Origin of the sequence: Marinobacter sp. UBA3607 (genome assembly GCF_002375525.1) — a bacterium.
Lineage (GTDB): Bacteria > Pseudomonadota > Gammaproteobacteria > Pseudomonadales > Oleiphilaceae > Marinobacter > Marinobacter vinifirmus.
In genome coordinates this window covers 94,984-112,270 of sequence record NZ_DFLY01000023.1, presented here as the reverse complement: position 1 = coordinate 112,270, position 17,287 = coordinate 94,984, and the positions used below count along the sequence as shown (strand labels likewise).

Annotated in this window: 15 protein-coding genes; 6 read left to right on the top strand and 9 right to left on the bottom strand. The window is 59.4% G+C overall.

Annotated features, from left to right (window positions below; genetic code table 11):
• Nucleotides 1-345: 345 nt before the first annotated feature.
• The gene (locus tag B2589_RS08545) at nucleotides 346-1,557 is read right to left on the bottom strand and encodes an acyl-CoA dehydrogenase family protein (protein ID WP_199456344.1); all 1,212 of its coding nucleotides are present in this window, start codon (nucleotides 1,555-1,557) and stop codon (nucleotides 346-348) included.
• 147 nt (nucleotides 1,558-1,704) lie between these two features.
• On the opposite strand from B2589_RS08545, the gene B2589_RS08540 reads away from it, so the two are divergent.
• Entirely contained in the window at nucleotides 1,705-2,607 is a 903-nt protein-coding gene (locus B2589_RS08540) for a LysR family transcriptional regulator (protein ID WP_286816262.1), read from the top strand.
• Here B2589_RS08540 and B2589_RS08535 read toward each other — a convergent pair.
• Entirely contained in the window at nucleotides 2,601-2,957 is a 357-nt protein-coding gene (locus B2589_RS08535) for a hypothetical protein (RefSeq protein ID WP_058340269.1), read from the bottom strand. The two genes, B2589_RS08540 and B2589_RS08535, sit on opposite strands and share 7 nt — an antisense overlap.
• Nucleotides 2,958-3,285: 328 nt before the next feature.
• Here B2589_RS08535 and B2589_RS08530 point away from each other — a divergent pair, with 328 nt between their 5' ends.
• Entirely contained in the window at nucleotides 3,286-4,440 is a 1,155-nt protein-coding gene (locus B2589_RS08530; RefSeq protein WP_286816261.1) for an isocitrate/isopropylmalate dehydrogenase family protein, read from the top strand.
• Nucleotides 4,441-4,485: 45 nt separating this feature from the next.
• Nucleotides 4,486-5,745, top strand: coding sequence for an aspartate aminotransferase family protein (locus B2589_RS08525; protein WP_022988604.1), 1,260 nt, complete (start codon nucleotides 4,486-4,488; stop codon nucleotides 5,743-5,745).
• A gap of 83 nt (nucleotides 5,746-5,828) precedes the next feature.
• Here the strand turns inward: B2589_RS08525 and B2589_RS08520 are convergent, their stop codons facing one another.
• The gene (locus tag B2589_RS08520) at nucleotides 5,829-6,398 is read right to left on the bottom strand and encodes a DUF1439 domain-containing protein (protein WP_286816260.1); all 570 of its coding nucleotides are present in this window, start codon (nucleotides 6,396-6,398) and stop codon (nucleotides 5,829-5,831) included.
• A gap of 69 nt (nucleotides 6,399-6,467) precedes the next feature.
• Nucleotides 6,468-7,694, bottom strand: a complete 1,227-nt coding sequence (locus B2589_RS08515) for a pyridoxal phosphate-dependent aminotransferase (protein ID WP_022987986.1) — start codon at nucleotides 7,692-7,694, stop codon at nucleotides 6,468-6,470.
• 153 nt (nucleotides 7,695-7,847) lie between these two features.
• On the opposite strand from B2589_RS08515, the gene B2589_RS08510 reads away from it, so the two are divergent.
• Nucleotides 7,848-8,828 (top strand): D-2-hydroxyacid dehydrogenase, encoded by a 981-nt coding sequence (locus tag B2589_RS08510; RefSeq protein WP_286816259.1) that lies wholly within the window; start codon nucleotides 7,848-7,850, stop codon nucleotides 8,826-8,828.
• Between the two features lie 152 nt (nucleotides 8,829-8,980).
• Here B2589_RS08510 and B2589_RS08505 read toward each other — a convergent pair whose 3' ends face one another.
• From B2589_RS08505 to B2589_RS08495, 3 genes are all read right to left on the bottom strand, one after another.
• Nucleotides 8,981-9,646, bottom strand: coding sequence for a LuxR C-terminal-related transcriptional regulator (locus B2589_RS08505; RefSeq protein WP_286816258.1), 666 nt, complete (start codon nucleotides 9,644-9,646; stop codon nucleotides 8,981-8,983).
• A 39-nt stretch (nucleotides 9,647-9,685) separates the two neighbouring features.
• Nucleotides 9,686-11,635 (bottom strand): acetate--CoA ligase, encoded by a 1,950-nt coding sequence (gene acs, locus B2589_RS08500; RefSeq protein ID WP_286816257.1) that lies wholly within the window; start codon nucleotides 11,633-11,635, stop codon nucleotides 9,686-9,688.
• Nucleotides 11,636-11,830: 195 nt separating this feature from the next.
• Nucleotides 11,831-13,369 carry a fatty acyl-CoA reductase gene (locus B2589_RS08495; RefSeq protein ID WP_286816255.1) on the bottom strand — a complete coding sequence of 513 codons (1,539 nt, stop codon included), beginning with the start codon at nucleotides 13,367-13,369 and terminating at the stop codon, nucleotides 11,831-11,833.
• Between the two features lie 461 nt (nucleotides 13,370-13,830).
• On the opposite strand from B2589_RS08495, the gene B2589_RS08490 reads away from it, so the two are divergent.
• Nucleotides 13,831-14,484 (top strand): class I SAM-dependent methyltransferase, encoded by a 654-nt coding sequence (locus B2589_RS08490; RefSeq protein ID WP_286816254.1) that lies wholly within the window; start codon nucleotides 13,831-13,833, stop codon nucleotides 14,482-14,484.
• Nucleotides 14,485-14,534: 50 nt separating this feature from the next.
• Nucleotides 14,535-15,542 carry a DUF2156 domain-containing protein gene (locus B2589_RS08485; RefSeq protein ID WP_232900730.1) on the top strand — a complete coding sequence of 336 codons (1,008 nt, stop codon included), beginning with the start codon at nucleotides 14,535-14,537 and terminating at the stop codon, nucleotides 15,540-15,542.
• Here the strand turns inward: B2589_RS08485 and murI are convergent.
• Both murI and nudC read right to left on the bottom strand, forming a co-directional pair.
• Nucleotides 15,520-16,365, bottom strand: a complete 846-nt coding sequence (gene murI, locus B2589_RS08480) for a glutamate racemase (protein WP_286816251.1) — start codon at nucleotides 16,363-16,365, stop codon at nucleotides 15,520-15,522. The genes B2589_RS08485 and murI overlap by 23 nt on opposite strands.
• A 2-nt stretch (nucleotides 16,366-16,367) precedes the next feature.
• Nucleotides 16,368-17,192 (bottom strand): NAD(+) diphosphatase, encoded by an 825-nt coding sequence (gene nudC, locus B2589_RS08475; protein WP_286816250.1) that lies wholly within the window; start codon nucleotides 17,190-17,192, stop codon nucleotides 16,368-16,370.
• Between the last annotated feature and the right edge of the window lie 95 nt (nucleotides 17,193-17,287).

Here is a 17,287-nt window from a genome sequence, read left to right as displayed (position 1 = left end):
GCTCCGCACAGTTTTGGAAGGCCTTACCCGGCATCAGCTCCCATACTCTCTAGTCAGCTGTTCAAAAAACTAAATCGCGCTGACACATTTCCAATGCCTCGTGGCATAGAGTATTTTCATCTGGCCACCCCTCTCGACAGTCTGAAGGAGCGGGTGGGTTGGGGGTTCTGAAAATTTGCGGAGCCATGGATGGCGGAGCAGAAGCGCCACAGGGATGTGCCGTAAGGAGCGGTTTTCAGAACCCCCAACCCACCCGCTCCCATCACCAATACTGGCGGCCAAGACGAACACCCTGCTCCCAACCAAGAGGCCAGGAGAACACAGGCTCCCAGGCCCGAACCAACGTCAGGACTTGTACTTCCGGAGCTCCAACCGGGCCACCATAGCCCGATGAACCTCGTCCGGGCCATCGGCCAATCTCAGAACCCGAGCGTAACCGAACAACGCCGTCAGCGGGAAATCGTCGTCGCTGACGCCGGCACCGCCGTGAATCTGAATCGCATCGTCCACAATCTGCTGCAGCATCTTCGGCACCACTGCCTTGATCATGGAGACTTCCTGCAAGGCGCCCATGATGCCCTTGGTGTCCAGCGCCCAGGCGCATTTCAGGGTTAGAAGCCGAGCTTGTTCGATGTTCATTCGGGCATTGGCGATGATGTCCGGGTTGGCGCCTAGTTTGGCGATCGGGCGGCCGAAGGCTTCGCGGGTCATGGCGCGTTTGATCATGATCTCCAGAGTGCGTTCAGCAGCGCCGATGGCGCGCATGCAGTGGTGTACGCGGCCCGGGCCAAGGCGGCCCTGGGCGATTTCGAAGCCGCGGCCGGGGCCGGCGATGATGGCGCTTTTGGGCAGGCGTACGTTGTCGAACAGTACCTGGCCGTGGCCATAGGGCTCGTCGTAGGCACCGAAGACCGGCAGCATGCGCTCAACGGTGATGCCCGGGGTGTCGAGCGGCACCAGCACCATGGAGTGACGGCGATGTTTCTGGGCGTCCGGGTCGGTTACGCCCATGAAGATGCCAACTTTGCAGTCAGGGTGGCCGATGCCGGTGCTCCACCATTTGCGGCCGTTGAGCACGACTTCGTCGCCTTCAACGGTGGCGGTGGCTTCCATGTTGGTGGCGTCGGAGGAGGCCACGGCCGGTTCGGTCATGCAGAAGGCGGAGCGGATTTCGCCGCTCAGCAGTTTCGGCAGCCACTCGGCTTTCTGTTCTTCAGAGCCGTAGTGGATCAGCACTTCCATGTTGCCGGTGTCCGGCGCGTTGCAGTTGAAGATTTCCGGGGCGATGAAGCTGCGGCCGGTTTCTTCGGCAATCAGGGCGTAGTCGGAGTTCAGCAGGCCGCAGCCGTATTTGTCGTCCGGGAAGAACATGTTCCACAGGCCCTGGGCCTTGGCTTTCTCCTTCAGTTCCTTGATGACCGGCAGTACTACCCAGCGGTTATCCTGGGAGGCAAGCTCCTTGTGGTACTGCTCTTCGATGGGATAGATCTCGTCGCGCATGAATTTTTTCACGCGGTTGAGGTAATCCTGGCCTTTCTCGGAAATGTTAAAATCCATGGTGCAGCTCCTCGCGCTTGCCTGCCCCGTTGGGGGCGCACTTTCAGTCAGATGGCAAACAGTCTAGGAGCCGATGCTCTATTACGCGACTGAATTGTTCTTATCATTTATCATTAGTGTTACTAATTCAGACAACGGATTCCCATCATGGCCCTGAATCGACTGGACCTGAACCTGCTACACGTTTTCGGCACCATCTACCGGGAGGGCAGCCTGACCCGTGCCGCCAAGGCCCTGCACCTGACCCAGCCCGCCATCAGCCATTCCCTGGCCCGGTTGCGGGATCACTTCAACGATCCGCTGTTTACCCGCCAGGGTAACCAGATGGTGCCCACGCCGCTGGCCCGGAGGTTTCTGGAGTCTATGCGCCCGGGGCTGAACCAGGTCCAGAGTGCGGTGAACCAGTTCCACGCCTTTGACCCGGCCACACAGCGTAAAACCTACTCGCTCGGTTTGCGGGATGTGCTGGAGTCCACCTTCCTGCCCCAGCTTATGAACCGGCTGGAGCCTTATCCGGAAATGGAAATCGTCAGCCAGCGGGTGGCCCGGCGGGATATGGAAACCCAGCTGGCCGCCGGCAAGCTGGACTTTGCCATTGATGTGCTGCTGCCGGTGAGCAATCACACCAGCCATGAATTACTGCGGCAGGACCGGCTGGTGGTGCTGGCCCGTGGAGGGCACCCGGTGGTGAAAGGCGGGCTGGATATGGACAGCTATCTGGCGGCGAAACACGTGCTGGTGTCGTCCCGAACCGAGGGGCCGGGCATTGAGGATTTCGAGCTGTCTCGCCGTGGCGTTCGCCGCAATATCCGCCTGCGGTGCCAGCATTACTATGCCGCCTGCCGGGTGGTGGAAAATTCAGACCTGCTGCTGACCATGCCGGAAACCTATGCCCGAATTATCGCCGAGCGTTCCGATATTCAGGTGATGAGCCCGCCGGCACAGCTGCCGTCGTTAGACGTGCACCTGTACTGGCACAAGGCCTATGAAGGCGAACCGGCGCTGGTGTGGTTCCGGGATCTGCTGCGGAGCCTGTCGGGGAATCAGTAAGCCCCCACCAGCATCAGGAAACCGAAGAAGCCGGTGGCGGTAATGCCCAGCGACACCGCCACAATCCCGAATCCCCACCAGATGGCGGCGCCATCGGAAATGTTCACACCGTGGCCCCGCAGAGTGCGATAGAAAGCCCAGGGGCCCAGTACAAAGGCACCTACCACGGCAAACACTAGCCCGATGGCAATACCGGCAAAGGTCCAGGTGGCCAGCACCATGGCCCGGTCAGAGGTCTGGTCGGTTACATCGTGGTGCTCCAGGAACTTCTTGCAGAAGAACCACACCAGGGCAAACAATGCGGCCACAAACACCAGGCCGCCAATCAGGGTAATTATCCGATACAGCACGTGGTCATCCTGTTAAAACATGATCAATCGGGGAACACCGGCTCCGGCAGGCACTCGAATCCGGGCCGGGCGGAAAGATAGCCCTGATACAGCACAATGCCCTGGGATCGCAGCCAGTAATACTCTTCGGGCACTTCCACCCCCTCAGCCACAATCCGGCTGAGTAAGCCGTTCCAGAAATCAATTACCTGCCACTATAGCCAGCATGTCTTCAGGGGTAAAACAACAAATCCGGAAACACGGCTTTGCCACTGGCATCTGACCTGCCGGGAACTACACTGACGGTGTTGCATCACACCCTACAGCAAAGCATGAAGGAGGTTCGGGAATGGCCCAGACCGCTCGCATCGCCGTTACCCCCGGTGACGGCATTGGCCCGGAAGTGGTGGCAGAAGCCGTCCGCTGCCTGGAAACCCTGCGTGCAAAGCACGACCTGGCCCTGGAGTGGACACGGTTTCCCTGGCCCTCACACGCCTGGCATGAGGAATATGGCGAAAGCTGGCCGAAGGATGCCCTGCAGCAACTGAAAGCCTACGACGCCATTCTGCTGGGCGCGCTGGGAGACCCCGGGCCGATCGATGACACCAACCGCTACCTGCTTTCGGACAGCGTGTCCCTTGCACCCCTGCTGGAGATGCGCAAAGGCTTTGACCAGTGGGTGTGCGAACGCCCGGCCCGGTTACTGCCCGGCGCCCGCCAGTACCTGAAAGATGACCGAACCAAAGACATCGACATGCTGGTGATCCGCGAAAACAGTGAAGGCGAGTATGTCAGCCAGGGTGGCCGCCTGCGCCAGGGCACGCCGGATGAAGTGGCGACCCAGATGGAAGTATTCACCCGCCGAGCCACCGAGCGGATTATCCGCTACGGTTTCGAGCAGGCCCGCCAGCGCGCCGCCGAGCGCGTTCAGGACGGCCGCACCCGCAGCTTCCACCGGTACGACGGTTCCACCTGTGAAAGCCAGGTGTGCCTGATAACCAAGCGCAATGCCCTGCGTTACTGGGGCGACATGTACACCGAGGTGTTCGAGGACATCGCCGGGGAATACCCGGACGTTGCCACCCACCACGAGCTGGTGGATGCCGCCTGCATGAAGTTTGTATCCAGCCCGTGGGCCTTTGACGTGGTGGTGGCCAGTAACCTGCAGGGCGACATCCTGACTGACCTGGCCGCAGTGATCTCCGGCGGCATGGGAGTGGCCCCCTCCTGCAACCTGAACCCCACAGACCCGGACATGCCGTCGATGTTCGAGCCTACCCACGGCAGCGCCCCGGATATCGCCGGCCAGGGCATTGCCGACCCCACCGCCATGCTGTTCACCACCGCCCGCATGCTCGACTGGCTGGGCCGTAAAGACCCGACCCTGGCCCAGGCCGGCAAAGAACTGTTCGATGCGGTGGCGGCAGACCTGGCCGAACACGGCGGAGACCGGCGCGCCACCCGTGAAATCGGCGACGCTATTTGTAAACGGCTGGCCCCGTGACTAGGCTGCAATAGAGAGCTGTTCCATTCACTTCGGGAGGTATCCATGACCGACCACAAAGGCAAACTTTCTCCCCTGCTCAAGCAGGCTACCGGCATCACCGCCGCCAAGGGCGAAGGCGCCTACATTGTTGATACAGACGGCCGTCGCTACCTGGATTTCACCTCGGGTATCGGGGTAACCAGTACCGGCCATTGCCACCCGAAAGTGGTGGAAGCCGCCCAGAAACAGGTGGCCACCATGATTCACGCCCAGGCCACCACGGTGATGAATCCCCGGTTACCGGAGTTGGCGGAAAAACTCGGTGCGCTCACACCAGATCCGCTCAATGCCTTTTTCTTCTCCAACGCCGGCACCGAAGTGGCCGAGGGGGCCATCCGGCTGGTGCGGCAGGTAACCGGCCGGCCCAACATCATTGTGTTCCATGGCGGATTCCATGGCCGCACCATGGGCTCGCTGTCCATGACCACCTCCAGCGTCGGCCTTCGGGCCGGGGTCAGCCCGATGATGGGTGGTGTCGTGGTTTCCCCCTTCCCCCACGCCTTCCACTACGGCTGGAGTGAAGACGAAGCCACCGATTTCTGCCTGAAAGAACTGGACCGCATCTTTGTCACCTATTCCGCCCCGAAAGAAACCGCTGCCATGCTGATCGAGCCGGTTCAGGGGGAAGGTGGCTACGTGCCCGCCAATGCCCGCTTTATGCAGGGGCTGCGGGAACGCTGCGACAAGCACGGCATCATGCTGGTATTCGATGAAGTTCAGGCCGGCTTCGGCCGCAGCGGCAAGTTCTGGGCCCACGAGCACTTCGGGGTAACGCCGGATGCCATCATGATTGCCAAGGGGCTGGCCAGCGGCTTCCCGATTTCCGCGCTGGCGGCGTCTGAGGAAACCATGGCCAAGGGCTGGCCCGGCTCCCAGGGCGGCACCTACGGCGGTAACGCAGTGGCTGCAGCCGCGGCCATCGCAACCATCGAGGTGATCCAGGAAGAAGGCCTGGTGCAGAACGCCGACCGCATGGGCAAACGCCTGTGGGACAACCTGCATAACCTGAAGAAAGACTACCCGGACATGGCCGATGTGCGTGGCAAGGGCCTGATGATCGGGGTGGAAATGCGCCGGGGCGAATGCCCGGACGGCGAGCGGGCCGGCAAGATTCTCAAGGAATGCGAGAAGCGGGGCCTGCTGATGCTGCGCTGCGGCCCCTACCAGGAAATCGTACGCTGGCTGCCGCCGCTGATCGTCAACGAACAGCAGATTGACGAGGCGTGCGGAATCTTCGAGGAAGCCCTTAAAGCCACCGCCTGATCCTTAAACCGGCAACAACGAAAAACGCCAGGCGGGAAACCACCTGGCGTTTTTTATGGATGCCGGTCAGCAATCGAGGCAGGTTACTCCGCCATTACAAACTCCAGCCGACCCGGGGCGACCCGGATATCCATGGGCACCAGGCCGAACATGCGCTGGGCGGTATCGGTTTCATCCAGCCGGTATACCGGCATGGTTTCCAGCATCTGGGCCACCACCCGCATCACGGTATCGGTAACCGGCGCCAGGTCGCCCTTGAAGAAGGGTGAATCCACGGAGCTTTCCAGCAACTGCAGCCGGCGGATATACACGGCTTTTTCCTGACTGTCGTAGACCGGGGCGCCTTCCACTTTCAGGGCCAGATCCACCGGCAGTCTGGTCATCAACGCATTCAGGGCCACCTGCCCTTTCAGGTCGATCACCGCCACATCGCGACCGTCCGGCCCCAGGGTAATATCCGCATCACTCAGGCTCAGGCTGAGCGGCGAACCGCTGTTCAGCTGCTCACGGTCGTACTTGGCCACGGCATTTTTCAGGTGGCCTTCGATTTCACCTTCGGAAATGGAATACGGGGAAAAGCTGGCACAGCCGCTGACCAGCACCACGGCAAACAGCGCAGCCAGTCTCAGGAAAGGTTTCAATACGTCCGTCATAAGTCAGTCTCCTCGGAAATGCCACTATAGTGCGGCATCTCCGGGGCACTGACAACTTAAACTCCGGTATCAGAACTGTTGCTTGGCCATCCAGGGGATAATCCGGTCGAAGGCTTCATCCAGCCGCTCACAGGGAGTGGAGAAGCTGAAGCGCAAGGCGTTGGTGCAGCTTTCGCCAAAGGCATCCCCGGGCACGGCACAAACGCCGGTTTCCTTGAGCATCCGCAAGGCTACATCAGAGCCGTCCACATGGGGCGGCAGGTTCGGGAAGGCATAGAAGGCGCCGCCGGGCTTGTAGCCGGTGAGGTATGGCGTCTGGTCGATCAGGTCCACAATCTTGTCCCGCCGCTCCCGGTATATATCCACCATATCCTTTACGCATTGCTGGTCGCCGTTCAGTGCGGCCACCCCGGCAAACTGGGCGGGTGTGTTGGCCACCGACGTGGTGAACATGTGGTACCGGCGCAGGGACTTGATAGCGGCCTGGCTGGAAATCACCCAGCCTACCCGCAGCCCGGCCATGCTGTAGGTCTTGGAGAAGCTGCTGATGCACATGATGTTGTCCAGGTCCATGGAGCAGTTGAGCACACTGGCAAAGTCATCGTCATCAAACAGCATGTGGTCGTACACCTCGTCGGCGTACACCTGGATGCCCCGGTAGGCACATTCTTCCAGGATGGTCTCCACGGTACTGCGGGGGTAAACCGCGCCGGTGGGGTTGTTCGGGTTGTTCAGGATAAGCGCGAAGGTGCGCGAGCCCATGGCCCGGATCACTTCGTCCGGGTCCAGCTGGTGGTCGTTCTCTGCCCGGGTCGGGATGAACTTCACCTCGCCCCCGGTCATGCGGATCAGTGGCGCGTATAGCAGGAACGACGGGTCCGTCACGATGAACTGCCGCCCCGGGGCCGACGTGGCGGAAATGGCCAGGTACATGGCCTCGGTGGCACCGCTGGTCACCAGGATGTTATCGCGGGTGAGTTTGCGGTTGTATCGCTTGCCGTAGTAGTCCCGCAGCGCCACCAGCAACTCCGGCAGGCCGGCGTCCATGGTGTAACCGGTCTGGCCGGCATTCAGGGCATCCACGTAGGCGTCGATAATATGTTTCGGCGTTGGCAGGTCCGGCTGGCCGATGGAAAGATGGATTACATCCTTCATGGTGGCTGCCATATTCACAAGGCGGCGAATGCCGGATACCGGGATGGCCTGCATGGCCGGGTTCCAGCTGGCCTTCGCCTTACGGTACTTCATTTTCCGCGGCTTGGACTCACCTGTGTCCTTGTTCACCGGGTCTGCCATATGCACCTCCACGCATCAGGAAATAAAGGCCTGATTGCAGCGTAGTCACGAAAAATGAGAGGTACAAGGAAACCGCCAACATTGACCCCGGCCGGCCCCGCTACCAGACTATAAAAAGACCATTAAACGCCTTCAGCAATCTCCGGAGTTGAAATGACCGAATCCCGCCAACCGGTTATCACCGTTCTGACCGCCCCGGGCGAAGATACCCCGGCCGGCATCGAAGCCGTCAAGGCACGGGCCGAAGTACGCTTTGCCTGGGACGAACAAACCCTGCGGGACACCCTGCCCGGCACAGACGTAATGATGGTGACCGACTTCCGCACCGAAGCCCTGGAAGCCGCCTGGCCCGCCGCAGACCGCCTGCAATGGATCCACGCCACCAGTGCCGGGGTGGATGCCCTGATGTTCCCGGCGTTGATCAAGAGCGACGTTATCGTCACCAACGCCCGGGGTATTTTCGACCGCACCATTGCCGAATATGTGTTGTGCAGCATTCTGATGTTCGCCAAGGACTTTCCCCGCTCCATCCGCCTTCAAGACCAGCACCAGTGGCAGCACCGGGATACCGAGCGGGCAGAAGGCAAGCAGGTGCTGGTGGTGGGCGCGGGCTCCATCGGCCGGCAGATTGGCAGGCTGGTGAAGGCCATCGGCATGCACCCCCACGGCATTGCCCGCACGCCCCGAAAGACAGACCCGGATTTTGAGGCGGTGCACGGCAATGACGAACTTTATGACCAGCTCCGGCACGCGGACTATGTAGTGATTGCAGCACCGCTGACGCCCCAGACCGAGGGGTTGTTTGATACCAAGGCCTTTGCGGTGATGAAGAAATCTGCCCGCCTGATCAACATTGGCCGTGGGCCAATTGTGAAAACCGGGGACCTGGTGAAGGCGCTCGACGAAGGCGAGATTGCCGGGGCGGCGCTGGATGTGTTCGAGGAAGAACCTTTGCCGGCGGATCATCCGCTGTGGGAGCGGGAGAATGTGATTATGACGGCGCACATGGCGGGCGATTTCATCGGCTGGAAGCGGGCGCTGACCGATCAGTTCCTGGAGAACTTTGACCGGTGGCATCAGGGAGGGGAGCTGTTCAACCTCGTTAATAAGGAGCTTGGGTACGCGGGGAGCTAGTGCTTTGGAGCCTTTGTCTGGCACCGGAGCAGCTGGTCGGGTAGGGGCTTCCAGAAACCGCTACTTGCGGCACAACACCTGAACTCAAGGGCCCCAAAACAAAACGGGAGCCCAAAGGCTCCCGTTCTGAAACAAACTTAAAAGCTAAAACCTCAGCCCCCCGAAAGCGACTGCTCCGAAGGGTCCAGCTCCATCTGCTGGATAGCAATCACCGCCTGGGTCCGGTTACGAACCCCAAGCTTGCGGAACACCGCTGTAATATGCGCCTTGATGGTCGCCTCTGAAACATCCAGATCATAGGCGATCTGTTTGTTCAGAAGCCCCTCGGCCAGCATACCCAACACCCGGAACTGCTGCGGCGTCAGTGACGCAAGGCGCTCCGAGAAGTCCGTGGTTTCAGCCTGCATGCGTTCGATCTTGTCCGCTACGCCTTCCGGCAGCCAGACATCCCCTTCCAGAACCGCCTGAATGGCCCCGGTAATGGTTGGCAGCGGTGCACTCTTGGGAATGAACCCGGAGGCACCGTAGTCCACCGAACGGCGCATAACCTGCAAGTCTTCCGATCCTGACACAACCACCACCGGCAAGCCCGGGTACTGGCCACGCATGAATACCAGACCCGAGAAGCCGTGGGCACCCGGCATATTCAGATCCAGCAGGATCAGATCGGCATCCGGGTGCGACTCTACCGCCGCCTGCAGGGCCTTGATGCTGTCGACCTCTACGGTCTCGGCATCCGGCACCGCCTGATTGACCGCCTGTTTCAATGCTGCCCGAAACAGCGGGTGATCATCAGCGACGATAATTGTTTGTGTCATTCAACAGATTCCTCACAGGTTAGTGCCAGCAGCGGGGCGTTACTTGAACGCCCGGCTGCTGATCAGCTCATCCACTACGCCCGGATCAGCCAGAGTGGACGTATCTCCAAGCTGATCGTGCTCGTTAGCGGCAATTTTACGCAAAATCCTGCGCATAATCTTGCCAGACCGGGTCTTGGGCAGTCCAGGCGCCCACTGGATCACGTCCGGAGAGGCAATCGGGCCGATTTCCTTGCGCACCCACTGCACCAGTTCTTTCTTCAGTTCGTCAGACGGCTCTTCGCCCTGAACCAAGGTTACGTAAACGTAGATGCCCTGCCCCTTGATCTCGTGCGGATAGCCTACCACAGCGGCCTCGGCCACTTTTTCGTGGGCAACCAGCGCACTCTCAACTTCCGCAGTACCCAGGCGGTGACCGGAGACGTTCAGTACGTCATCCACACGGCCGGTAATCCAGTAGTAACCGTCTTCGTCGCGACGGGCACCGTCACCGGTGAAGTACATGCCCTTGTAGGTGCTGAAGTAAGTCTGGATGAAGCGCTCATGGTCACCGTAGATGGTGCGCATCTGGCCCGGCCAGCTGTCCAGGATCACCAGGTTGCCCTCGGCCTTGCCTTCCAGGATGTTTCCTTCGTTATCTACCAGAGCCGGCTGTACGCCAAAGAACGGCAGCGTCGCGGAACCCGGCTTCAGGTCTACTGCGCCCGGCAGCGGAGCAATCAGGATGCCGCCGGTCTCGGTCTGCCACCAGGTGTCCACAATCGGGCACTTGCTGTTACCGATCACCCGGTGATACCACTCCCAGGCTTCCGGGTTGATCGGCTCACCCACAGAACCCAGCAGCTTCAGACTGTCACGCTTGGTGCCGCTCATGCAGGACTCGCCTTCGGCCATCAGGGCACGGATAGCGGTCGGTGCGGTATACAGGATGTTGACCTGGTGCTTGTCCACCACCTGCCCCATGCGGGAGCTGTCCGGGTAGTTGGGCACACCTTCAAACAGCAGGGTGATGGCGCCATTGGCCAGCGGGCCGTACAGGATGTAGCTGTGGCCGGTTACCCAACCGAAGTCAGCGGTACACCAGTACACATCACCTTCATGGTAATCAAAGATGTACTCGTGAGTCATGGAGGCGTACACCAGGTAACCACCGGTAGTGTGCAGAACGCCTTTCGGGGCGCCGGTAGAACCGGAGGTGTACAGCATGAACAGCGGGTCTTCCGCGTTCATCGGCTCCGGCTCGCACTCGGCCGAGGCGTTTTTCATCAGGTCTTCGTAGCGGGCATCGCGGCCTTCGGTCCAGGGCACCTGGTCGTTGCCGGTGCGGGTGACCACAATCACGCGTTCAACCTTGGCGTCTTCCTCATGCTTGAGGGCGGCATCCACGTTTTTCTTCAGCGGTATGGCACGGCCGCCACGCAGGCCTTCGTCGGCAGTGATCACAAAGCGGGACTTGCCGTTAACAATACGGGCGGCCAGTGCTTCCGGAGAAAAGCCACCAAAGACAACAGAATGGATGGCACCGATACGGGCACAGGCCAGCATGGCAACGGCGGTTTCCACGATCATCGGCATGTAGATGGTCACTACATCACCTTTCTTAACGCCCTGGGCTTTCAGCACGTTGGCAAACTTGCAGGTTTCTTCGTGCAGTTCGCGGTAGGTAACGTTGCGGGATACCGAAGGATCATCGCCTTCGAAGATAATGGCCGTCTGGTCGGCGCGGTCTTTCAGGTGCCGGTCCAGGCAGTTGGCGGAGGCGTTCAGCACGCCGTCTTCAAACCACTTGATGGACAGGTTGTTGTAGTCGTAGGTGCTGTTCTTGACCTTGCTGTAGGGCTTGATCCAGTCCAGGCGCTTGCCGTGCTCGCCCCAGAAGGTGTCCGGGTCTTCTACCGACTGGCGATACATGGCTTCGTACTGTTCGCGGGTAACCAGTGCACGCTCGGCCACTTCCGGACTCACCGGATATACCTGTTTATCAGTCATTGTGCTCCCCCTATTAAGAGTCTGTTGTCATTATGGGTTTTCAAAATTCAGGGTGGTGGGACTTTATCAGTCCTTCTTAAGACAGATACCCGTAGTTCAACATGTGTGCCACTACACAATGAATTAGACTAACGTCCAAATGGCATTCTCAAAAGGCAGTAGACCGGGCCTGACCAGGCCCGGTGAGGTAGCGGCTCAAGCCGCCTTTTTACGCTGGCGGGATGATTTCAGGCTGTAGACCTTGCGCTCTTTCAGCGCATAGCGGTTCAGGCCGGCAAGATGGATCTTGCGCAGGTAGTGCTGCCAGTCAATCGCCTTGGGATCAACCGGGAACAGGGCTTTGTCGGTCTGCCCCATCCGCTCGGCAAGGTCCTGCAGCTGGTCATTACGGAACACATAATCCGGAGCTGTATAGAAACCGAAGATGGTCGCCAGGGACTGGGTAGTATCCAGGTTACGCAGCCACTTGAGGTCCCGGGAGTTGCCCAGCAGTTTCAGCACCCGGTCGGTGATGCTCAGGGGCAGGCGCACGCCACTGACGACAAGGTCGAACAGGCCACGGTTGACTGCTACGAACGGCTTGCTGGGCTGACGGTAGAACAGGTGGTCATAAGCCGCGTAGTTGGTTTTCGATTCTTCCATCAGGTGGTCGATAAACTGGCCCAGCGTGACCGGGTTGGAACCGCCACTGCAGCATTGGTAGATACGCTGTTCACCCGGCTCGGCCAAGGCTTCTGCCAACCCCAGAATGATAGCGTTGGCCACCAGGTCGACCGGGATAACGTCGATAATGCCAGAGCGCTTGCCGGGGAACAGGGTGACCTTTTCACGGGCGTAAGCCAGGATGATGGCATCCGCCACCTTGACCCCTTCAATCCAGCCGGGCGCCGGTTCCTCCAGCGCACTTTCGATAATCGAAGGCCGGACAATGGTCAGGCTCCGCCCCTGCAGCGCTTTCATCAACAGTTGTTCACCCAGCCACTTGGTGAAGGTATAGGTGTCGCTCCAGCCATAGCGGTTGGCCTCGCGAATGCCCAGCTCCACCAGTTTCTTTTCCAGCGCTTTGCCGGTGTAACGGGAGCGGACATCCTCGATCTTGTCGTGCAGCAGTCGCACCAGGTCTTCTATTTCGTAATAACCGTCGGGCGATTGCGGGATCGCCTCGCCTGCCGGCTTGATCACCGCCTCGGCCACCTGCCCGGAGTTCATGCCATTCACATAGCAGGTGGATACCTGCAACACCGCCAGGGCAGGATTCATGCGGGCCAGCTGTGCGATATTTTCCAGGCACAGGGTGTTGATGGTCAGCGCCTTGTCGAGTTCTTCCCGGAAATTCACACTGGCTGCGGAGTTGATGACCGCATCCAGCTCCATGGCCAGTTTGCGGCAGGCCGGCTCTCCCAGACCAAAGCCAGCCTCGGTGACCTCACCGGTTACACAGTGAATGCGGTCTTCGAGGAAGGCATCGAATGCTTCGGTATCTGCCTCGCGGAGGCGATCGAATACCGAGGATGTGGCGATTTCGTTCAGAAAGCGGCTGCGGGCATCCGGATGGCGCTTGTTGCCGCGGATAAGCAGATAGATACCACCGATATCCGGAACCGCCCGGATCAGCTTTTCCAGTACCACCTTGCCGAGAAAACCGGTTGTTCCGGTAATCAGCACTTTTTTGCCGCGTAACTGCTCCAGCACCCTTGACGATGCTTCACCGCCGCTGACCTGCCGTTTTGTCATGGTAGAACTCCTTCTCTGATCTTCACGTAGCCGGCAACGATGCCAGCAAACCGGTACCTGCATAATGCGGGCCACGAAAACGATATCGCTCAATTCTTGCACACCACAGGTGACAGGGTGGTGACAGACTGCAAACTTACACAACCCGGACCGACAATAAAATGACGAACCAAACTGCATATTATCAGGGCAGCTGCACCCTGCCGGCACACGGCTCTATTCCCGAATTCACAATTCAATTATTTATTGTCTGACACTCTTATTATAAATATTGACGCAGTTTGCAAAGCGTTGCAGAGCGTTACTTTGTGTATCCGGAAATGCGGCCTACTGCACATATTTCGACCACAGCCTTCTCTAAGCTCGATCCATCACAACCGATCACCGCACCGGCTTACGCCGGATCAAAAACCATAAAAACGGTGACGGCCCCAGGGAACAAGAACGAAGGCTGCAGTGATATGCGCGACAAATATAAATACATCGGCCCTGTTTACGACTTTCTGAGCAACCTCTACAGCGGCAAGAACATCCACCGCTGCAAAACCGCCATGCTGGACGTGGAAACCGTGAAACCCGGCGACCGCATCCTGTTTGCCGGCGTTGGCCATGGCCGCGATGCCATTCGCGCCGCCGAGCTGGGCGCCGACGTGACCGTGGTCGACCTGTCCGAAACCATGCTGCGCAAGTTTGCCGAAGCCCAGCACAGCGAGGCGCCAAACCTGACCATTCGCTGCATCCACAGTGACATCATGAAGGTGGATGAATTCGAGCAATACGACATGGTGGTGGCCAACTTTTTCCTGAACGTTTTCGACGAAGACATGATGGTAAAAGTACTGGAACACCTGATCCGGCTGGGCAAGGCCGATGCCAAGGTGGTTGTCGGTGACTTCTGCTACCCCACCGGAAACCTGCTGTCCCGTCTGTTCAAGAAAATGTACTGGTATATGGCGGTGTTCACCTTCTGGCTGTTTGCCAACAACGCTTTCCACAAAATCTACAACTATCCCGAACACATGCAGCGCCTTGGCCTGCAGGTAACGGAAAAGAAAAAGTTCAAGCTTCTCAACATGGACTGTTACTGGTCGATTCTCGGGCAAAAACAGGCCTGAGCCTGCCCCGCCGACCAACACAATAACAACCGGACAACGGGAGCTTCACAATGACCGACCAGATTCTTGCACTCGACAGCGTCAGAGACCTGGCCGATGGCCAGTTCTCCTTCTCCGAGCGGGTTAACTACCTGAAAAGGTACGGAGCCCACACCCAGTCGTTCTCTACCCTGCAACCGGGCATGCAATACTTTGACGTGCCCGGCATGGGCTACATTGCCTACATGCGCAAATGGGGCGGCACCTTTGTTTTGTCTGACCCGGTCAGCGCGCCCGAACACTTCCCTGCCATCCTGGAACGCTTTCACCAGAAATTCCCAAATGCCTGCTACATCCAGGTATCCAAGCCGGTGGTGGATTTCCTGCACCTGCGCTTTGGCCTCTACGGCACCCAGTTTGGCAGCGAATCCCGGATCGACCTCCGTAAATGGAGCCTGAGCGGTAAGAAGAAGCAGATTCTGCGTACTGCCCTCAACCAAGCCGAGAAGAGCGGCATTACCGTTAAAGAACGGTTCAGTGACGACCACACCCGGGAAATTTCCGAGGCTTGGATTCGTACCCGCAAGTGCAAAAGTAATGAAATCCGGTTCCTGATCCGGCCGATGGAAATGGAGTACCGGGAGAACGAGCGCCACTTCTATGCCTACCAGGACGACAAGGCGGTGGGCTTTATCTACTTTGACCCGGTGTATCGCAACAACGAAATCATCAGCTATGTGCCCAATATTTCCCGGGCCAACGCCGATTTCCGCCAGGGCATTTTTTACACCCTGATGGCACATGCCATGGAGGTGTTCAAAGAAGAAGGCGTGCCCTACCTGGATCTGGGCCTGATTCCGCTATCGCTGGATAAAACCACCGAGCACCAGGAAAGCCGGCTGCTGAAATCGCTGTTGCACGGCGTCTACGAGAAAGGAAACTTCCTTTATAACTTCAAGGGGCTGGAGTTCACCAAGTCACGCTTCCGCGGTGATGACTTCAAAACCTACTGCTGCCACAAGCGGGCAATTCCGGCACTGGAATTCCTGGCCATGTTCAAACTGACCCGGCTGCTGTAACGCCGGGCCAGTGGCCAGTCACCTGCCCCACCGGAATTCCCATCTCAGCCAGGAACAGGTCCATCTGTGGCGCTACCTCGCCGGTAAAGCAGGCTTCCCGGACAACCGGCAGCCCTGCCTCCCTGGGTGTCTCCGCCTCTGGCAAACATCCGGCTTCCTCCAGCCAGTAGGCCACCCTTCGGGCAATCGCCTCACCAGACTCTACCCAATAGCGCACGTCCGGCAGGCTTTTGCGTAACCAGGGCAGCAACAGCGGGTAATGGGTACAGCCCAGCACCACGGTATCAACCCTCGCTTCCCGCAGCGGTTGCATAGCCTGGTCCAGATCCTGCTGAGGCGGCTCAGCACCAGACACCAGGGCTTCGGCCCAGAGCACCAGGCCCGGATGCCCCAACCGAACCACCTGGCAATCCGCCGCAAACTCGCGCACCAGGTCGTCCAGGTAAGGTCGCCGCACCGTGGCCGGGGTAGCCAGCAAGCCGATGCGCCGGTTTTCACTGCAGGCGGCGGCGGGCTTCACCGCCGGCACCACTCCCACCACCGGAATGTCCGTTCTGGACCGCAGGCTGGGCAAGGCCACGGTACTGGCGGTGTTACAGGCAATCACAATGACATCGCAGCGCCACCGGGCCAGGAACCCCATGATCAGGCCACAGCTGCGCTCGATCACCACCTGCTCCGGTTTATCGCCATAAGGGAAGCCGGCGTTGTCAGCCAGGTAAACAAGCTCGGCCCCCGGCAAGGCCTGGTGAATGCAGGACGCCACACTCAGGCCACCCACGCCGGAATCGAACACCAATACCCTGGGACGTGCATCAGCCATGGTCAGTTACCCGACCCACCAGCGATTTCCTTTTTCATGGCACTGATCAGGCGGCCGGCAATGGTGGTTTCCGGCGGGATCGGCGGATGCTCCTCCGGCGTGAACCAGCCGGCTTCGGCCAGCTCGTCTTCCTGCAGCTTCAGCTCGCCGCTTTTATGGTCCGCCAGGAAGCCCACCATCAGCTGATGGGGAAATGGCCAGTGCTGGGAAGCCTGGTAGCGGATATTGGTCACTTCCAGGCCGGTTTCTTCCATCACTTCCCGGGCCACGGCCTGCTCCAGGCTCTCGCCCGGCTCCACAAAACCGGCAATCAGGCTGAAGAAATTTCGGGTTACCCGGGCCGACCGGGCCAGCAGAAAACGATCATTCCGGCGAATCACAGTAATGATGCAAGGGGCAATCCTGGGGTACCAGGGAATGTTACACCGGCCACACCAACGGGCGCGCTCCCGGGGATGCGGCCCCGTGCGCTCGCCACAGCGTCCGCAATAGCGATGGTCCTGCCACCACTGCCACACCTGGAAACCGGTACTGAGCAGTTCGGAGGGGGCATCAGGCGTATGCAACATGGCCTCGCGCAGGCTCAGGGTTTCCAGCCCGGGCAGGCCGGTGTCGGGCAATGCCGTCACATATAGCCTTCGGCCGCCGACGGTGCCAAGCATCAGGGCTTCCGGCCGGCTGTCACCCATTTCGGGGCCGCCCCAGGTCAGAAACCAGCCGTCACCGGGTTTGAGAATGCTGTTACCGGCAAACGCCAGTAACAGGTCACCCGGCTCCGGCCCCTGTTCAGACCAACCCGGTACCCATTGCATGTTTTGATCGACCATACCCTTGCCTTGTACCTGCAGCGATTACGTTCCGTGGCAATGTACCACATCACATTCACCGGCCAGAATCGGCATAGCGCTTTCCGGCCCCGCTC

Bases quoted from the DNA above. Each gene is read 5' to 3' on its own strand.
- B2589_RS08545 (WP_199456344.1), bottom strand. From the start codon at position 1,557: ATGGATTTTAACATTTCCGAGAAAGGCCAGGATTACCTCAACCGCGTG.
- B2589_RS08540 (WP_286816262.1), top strand. From the start codon at position 1,705: ATGGCCCTGAATCGACTGGACCTGAACCTGCTACACGTTTTCGGCACC.
- B2589_RS08530 (WP_286816261.1), top strand. From the start codon at position 3,286: ATGGCCCAGACCGCTCGCATCGCCGTTACCCCCGGTGACGGCATTGGC.
- B2589_RS08525 (WP_022988604.1), top strand. From the start codon at position 4,486: ATGACCGACCACAAAGGCAAACTTTCTCCCCTGCTCAAGCAGGCTACC.
- B2589_RS08520 (WP_286816260.1), bottom strand. From the start codon at position 6,398: ATGACGGACGTATTGAAACCTTTCCTGAGACTGGCTGCGCTGTTTGCC.
- B2589_RS08515 (WP_022987986.1), bottom strand. From the start codon at position 7,694: ATGGCAGACCCGGTGAACAAGGACACAGGTGAGTCCAAGCCGCGGAAA.
- B2589_RS08510 (WP_286816259.1), top strand. From the start codon at position 7,848: ATGACCGAATCCCGCCAACCGGTTATCACCGTTCTGACCGCCCCGGGC.
- B2589_RS08505 (WP_286816258.1), bottom strand. From the start codon at position 9,646: ATGACACAAACAATTATCGTCGCTGATGATCACCCGCTGTTTCGGGCA.
- acs (WP_286816257.1), bottom strand. From the start codon at position 11,635: ATGACTGATAAACAGGTATATCCGGTGAGTCCGGAAGTGGCCGAGCGT.
- B2589_RS08495 (WP_286816255.1), bottom strand. From the start codon at position 13,369: ATGACAAAACGGCAGGTCAGCGGCGGTGAAGCATCGTCAAGGGTGCTG.
- B2589_RS08490 (WP_286816254.1), top strand. From the start codon at position 13,831: ATGCGCGACAAATATAAATACATCGGCCCTGTTTACGACTTTCTGAGC.
- B2589_RS08485 (WP_232900730.1), top strand. From the start codon at position 14,535: ATGACCGACCAGATTCTTGCACTCGACAGCGTCAGAGACCTGGCCGAT.
- murI (WP_286816251.1), bottom strand. From the start codon at position 16,365: ATGGCTGATGCACGTCCCAGGGTATTGGTGTTCGATTCCGGCGTGGGT.
- nudC (WP_286816250.1), bottom strand. From the start codon at position 17,192: ATGGTCGATCAAAACATGCAATGGGTACCGGGTTGGTCTGAACAGGGG.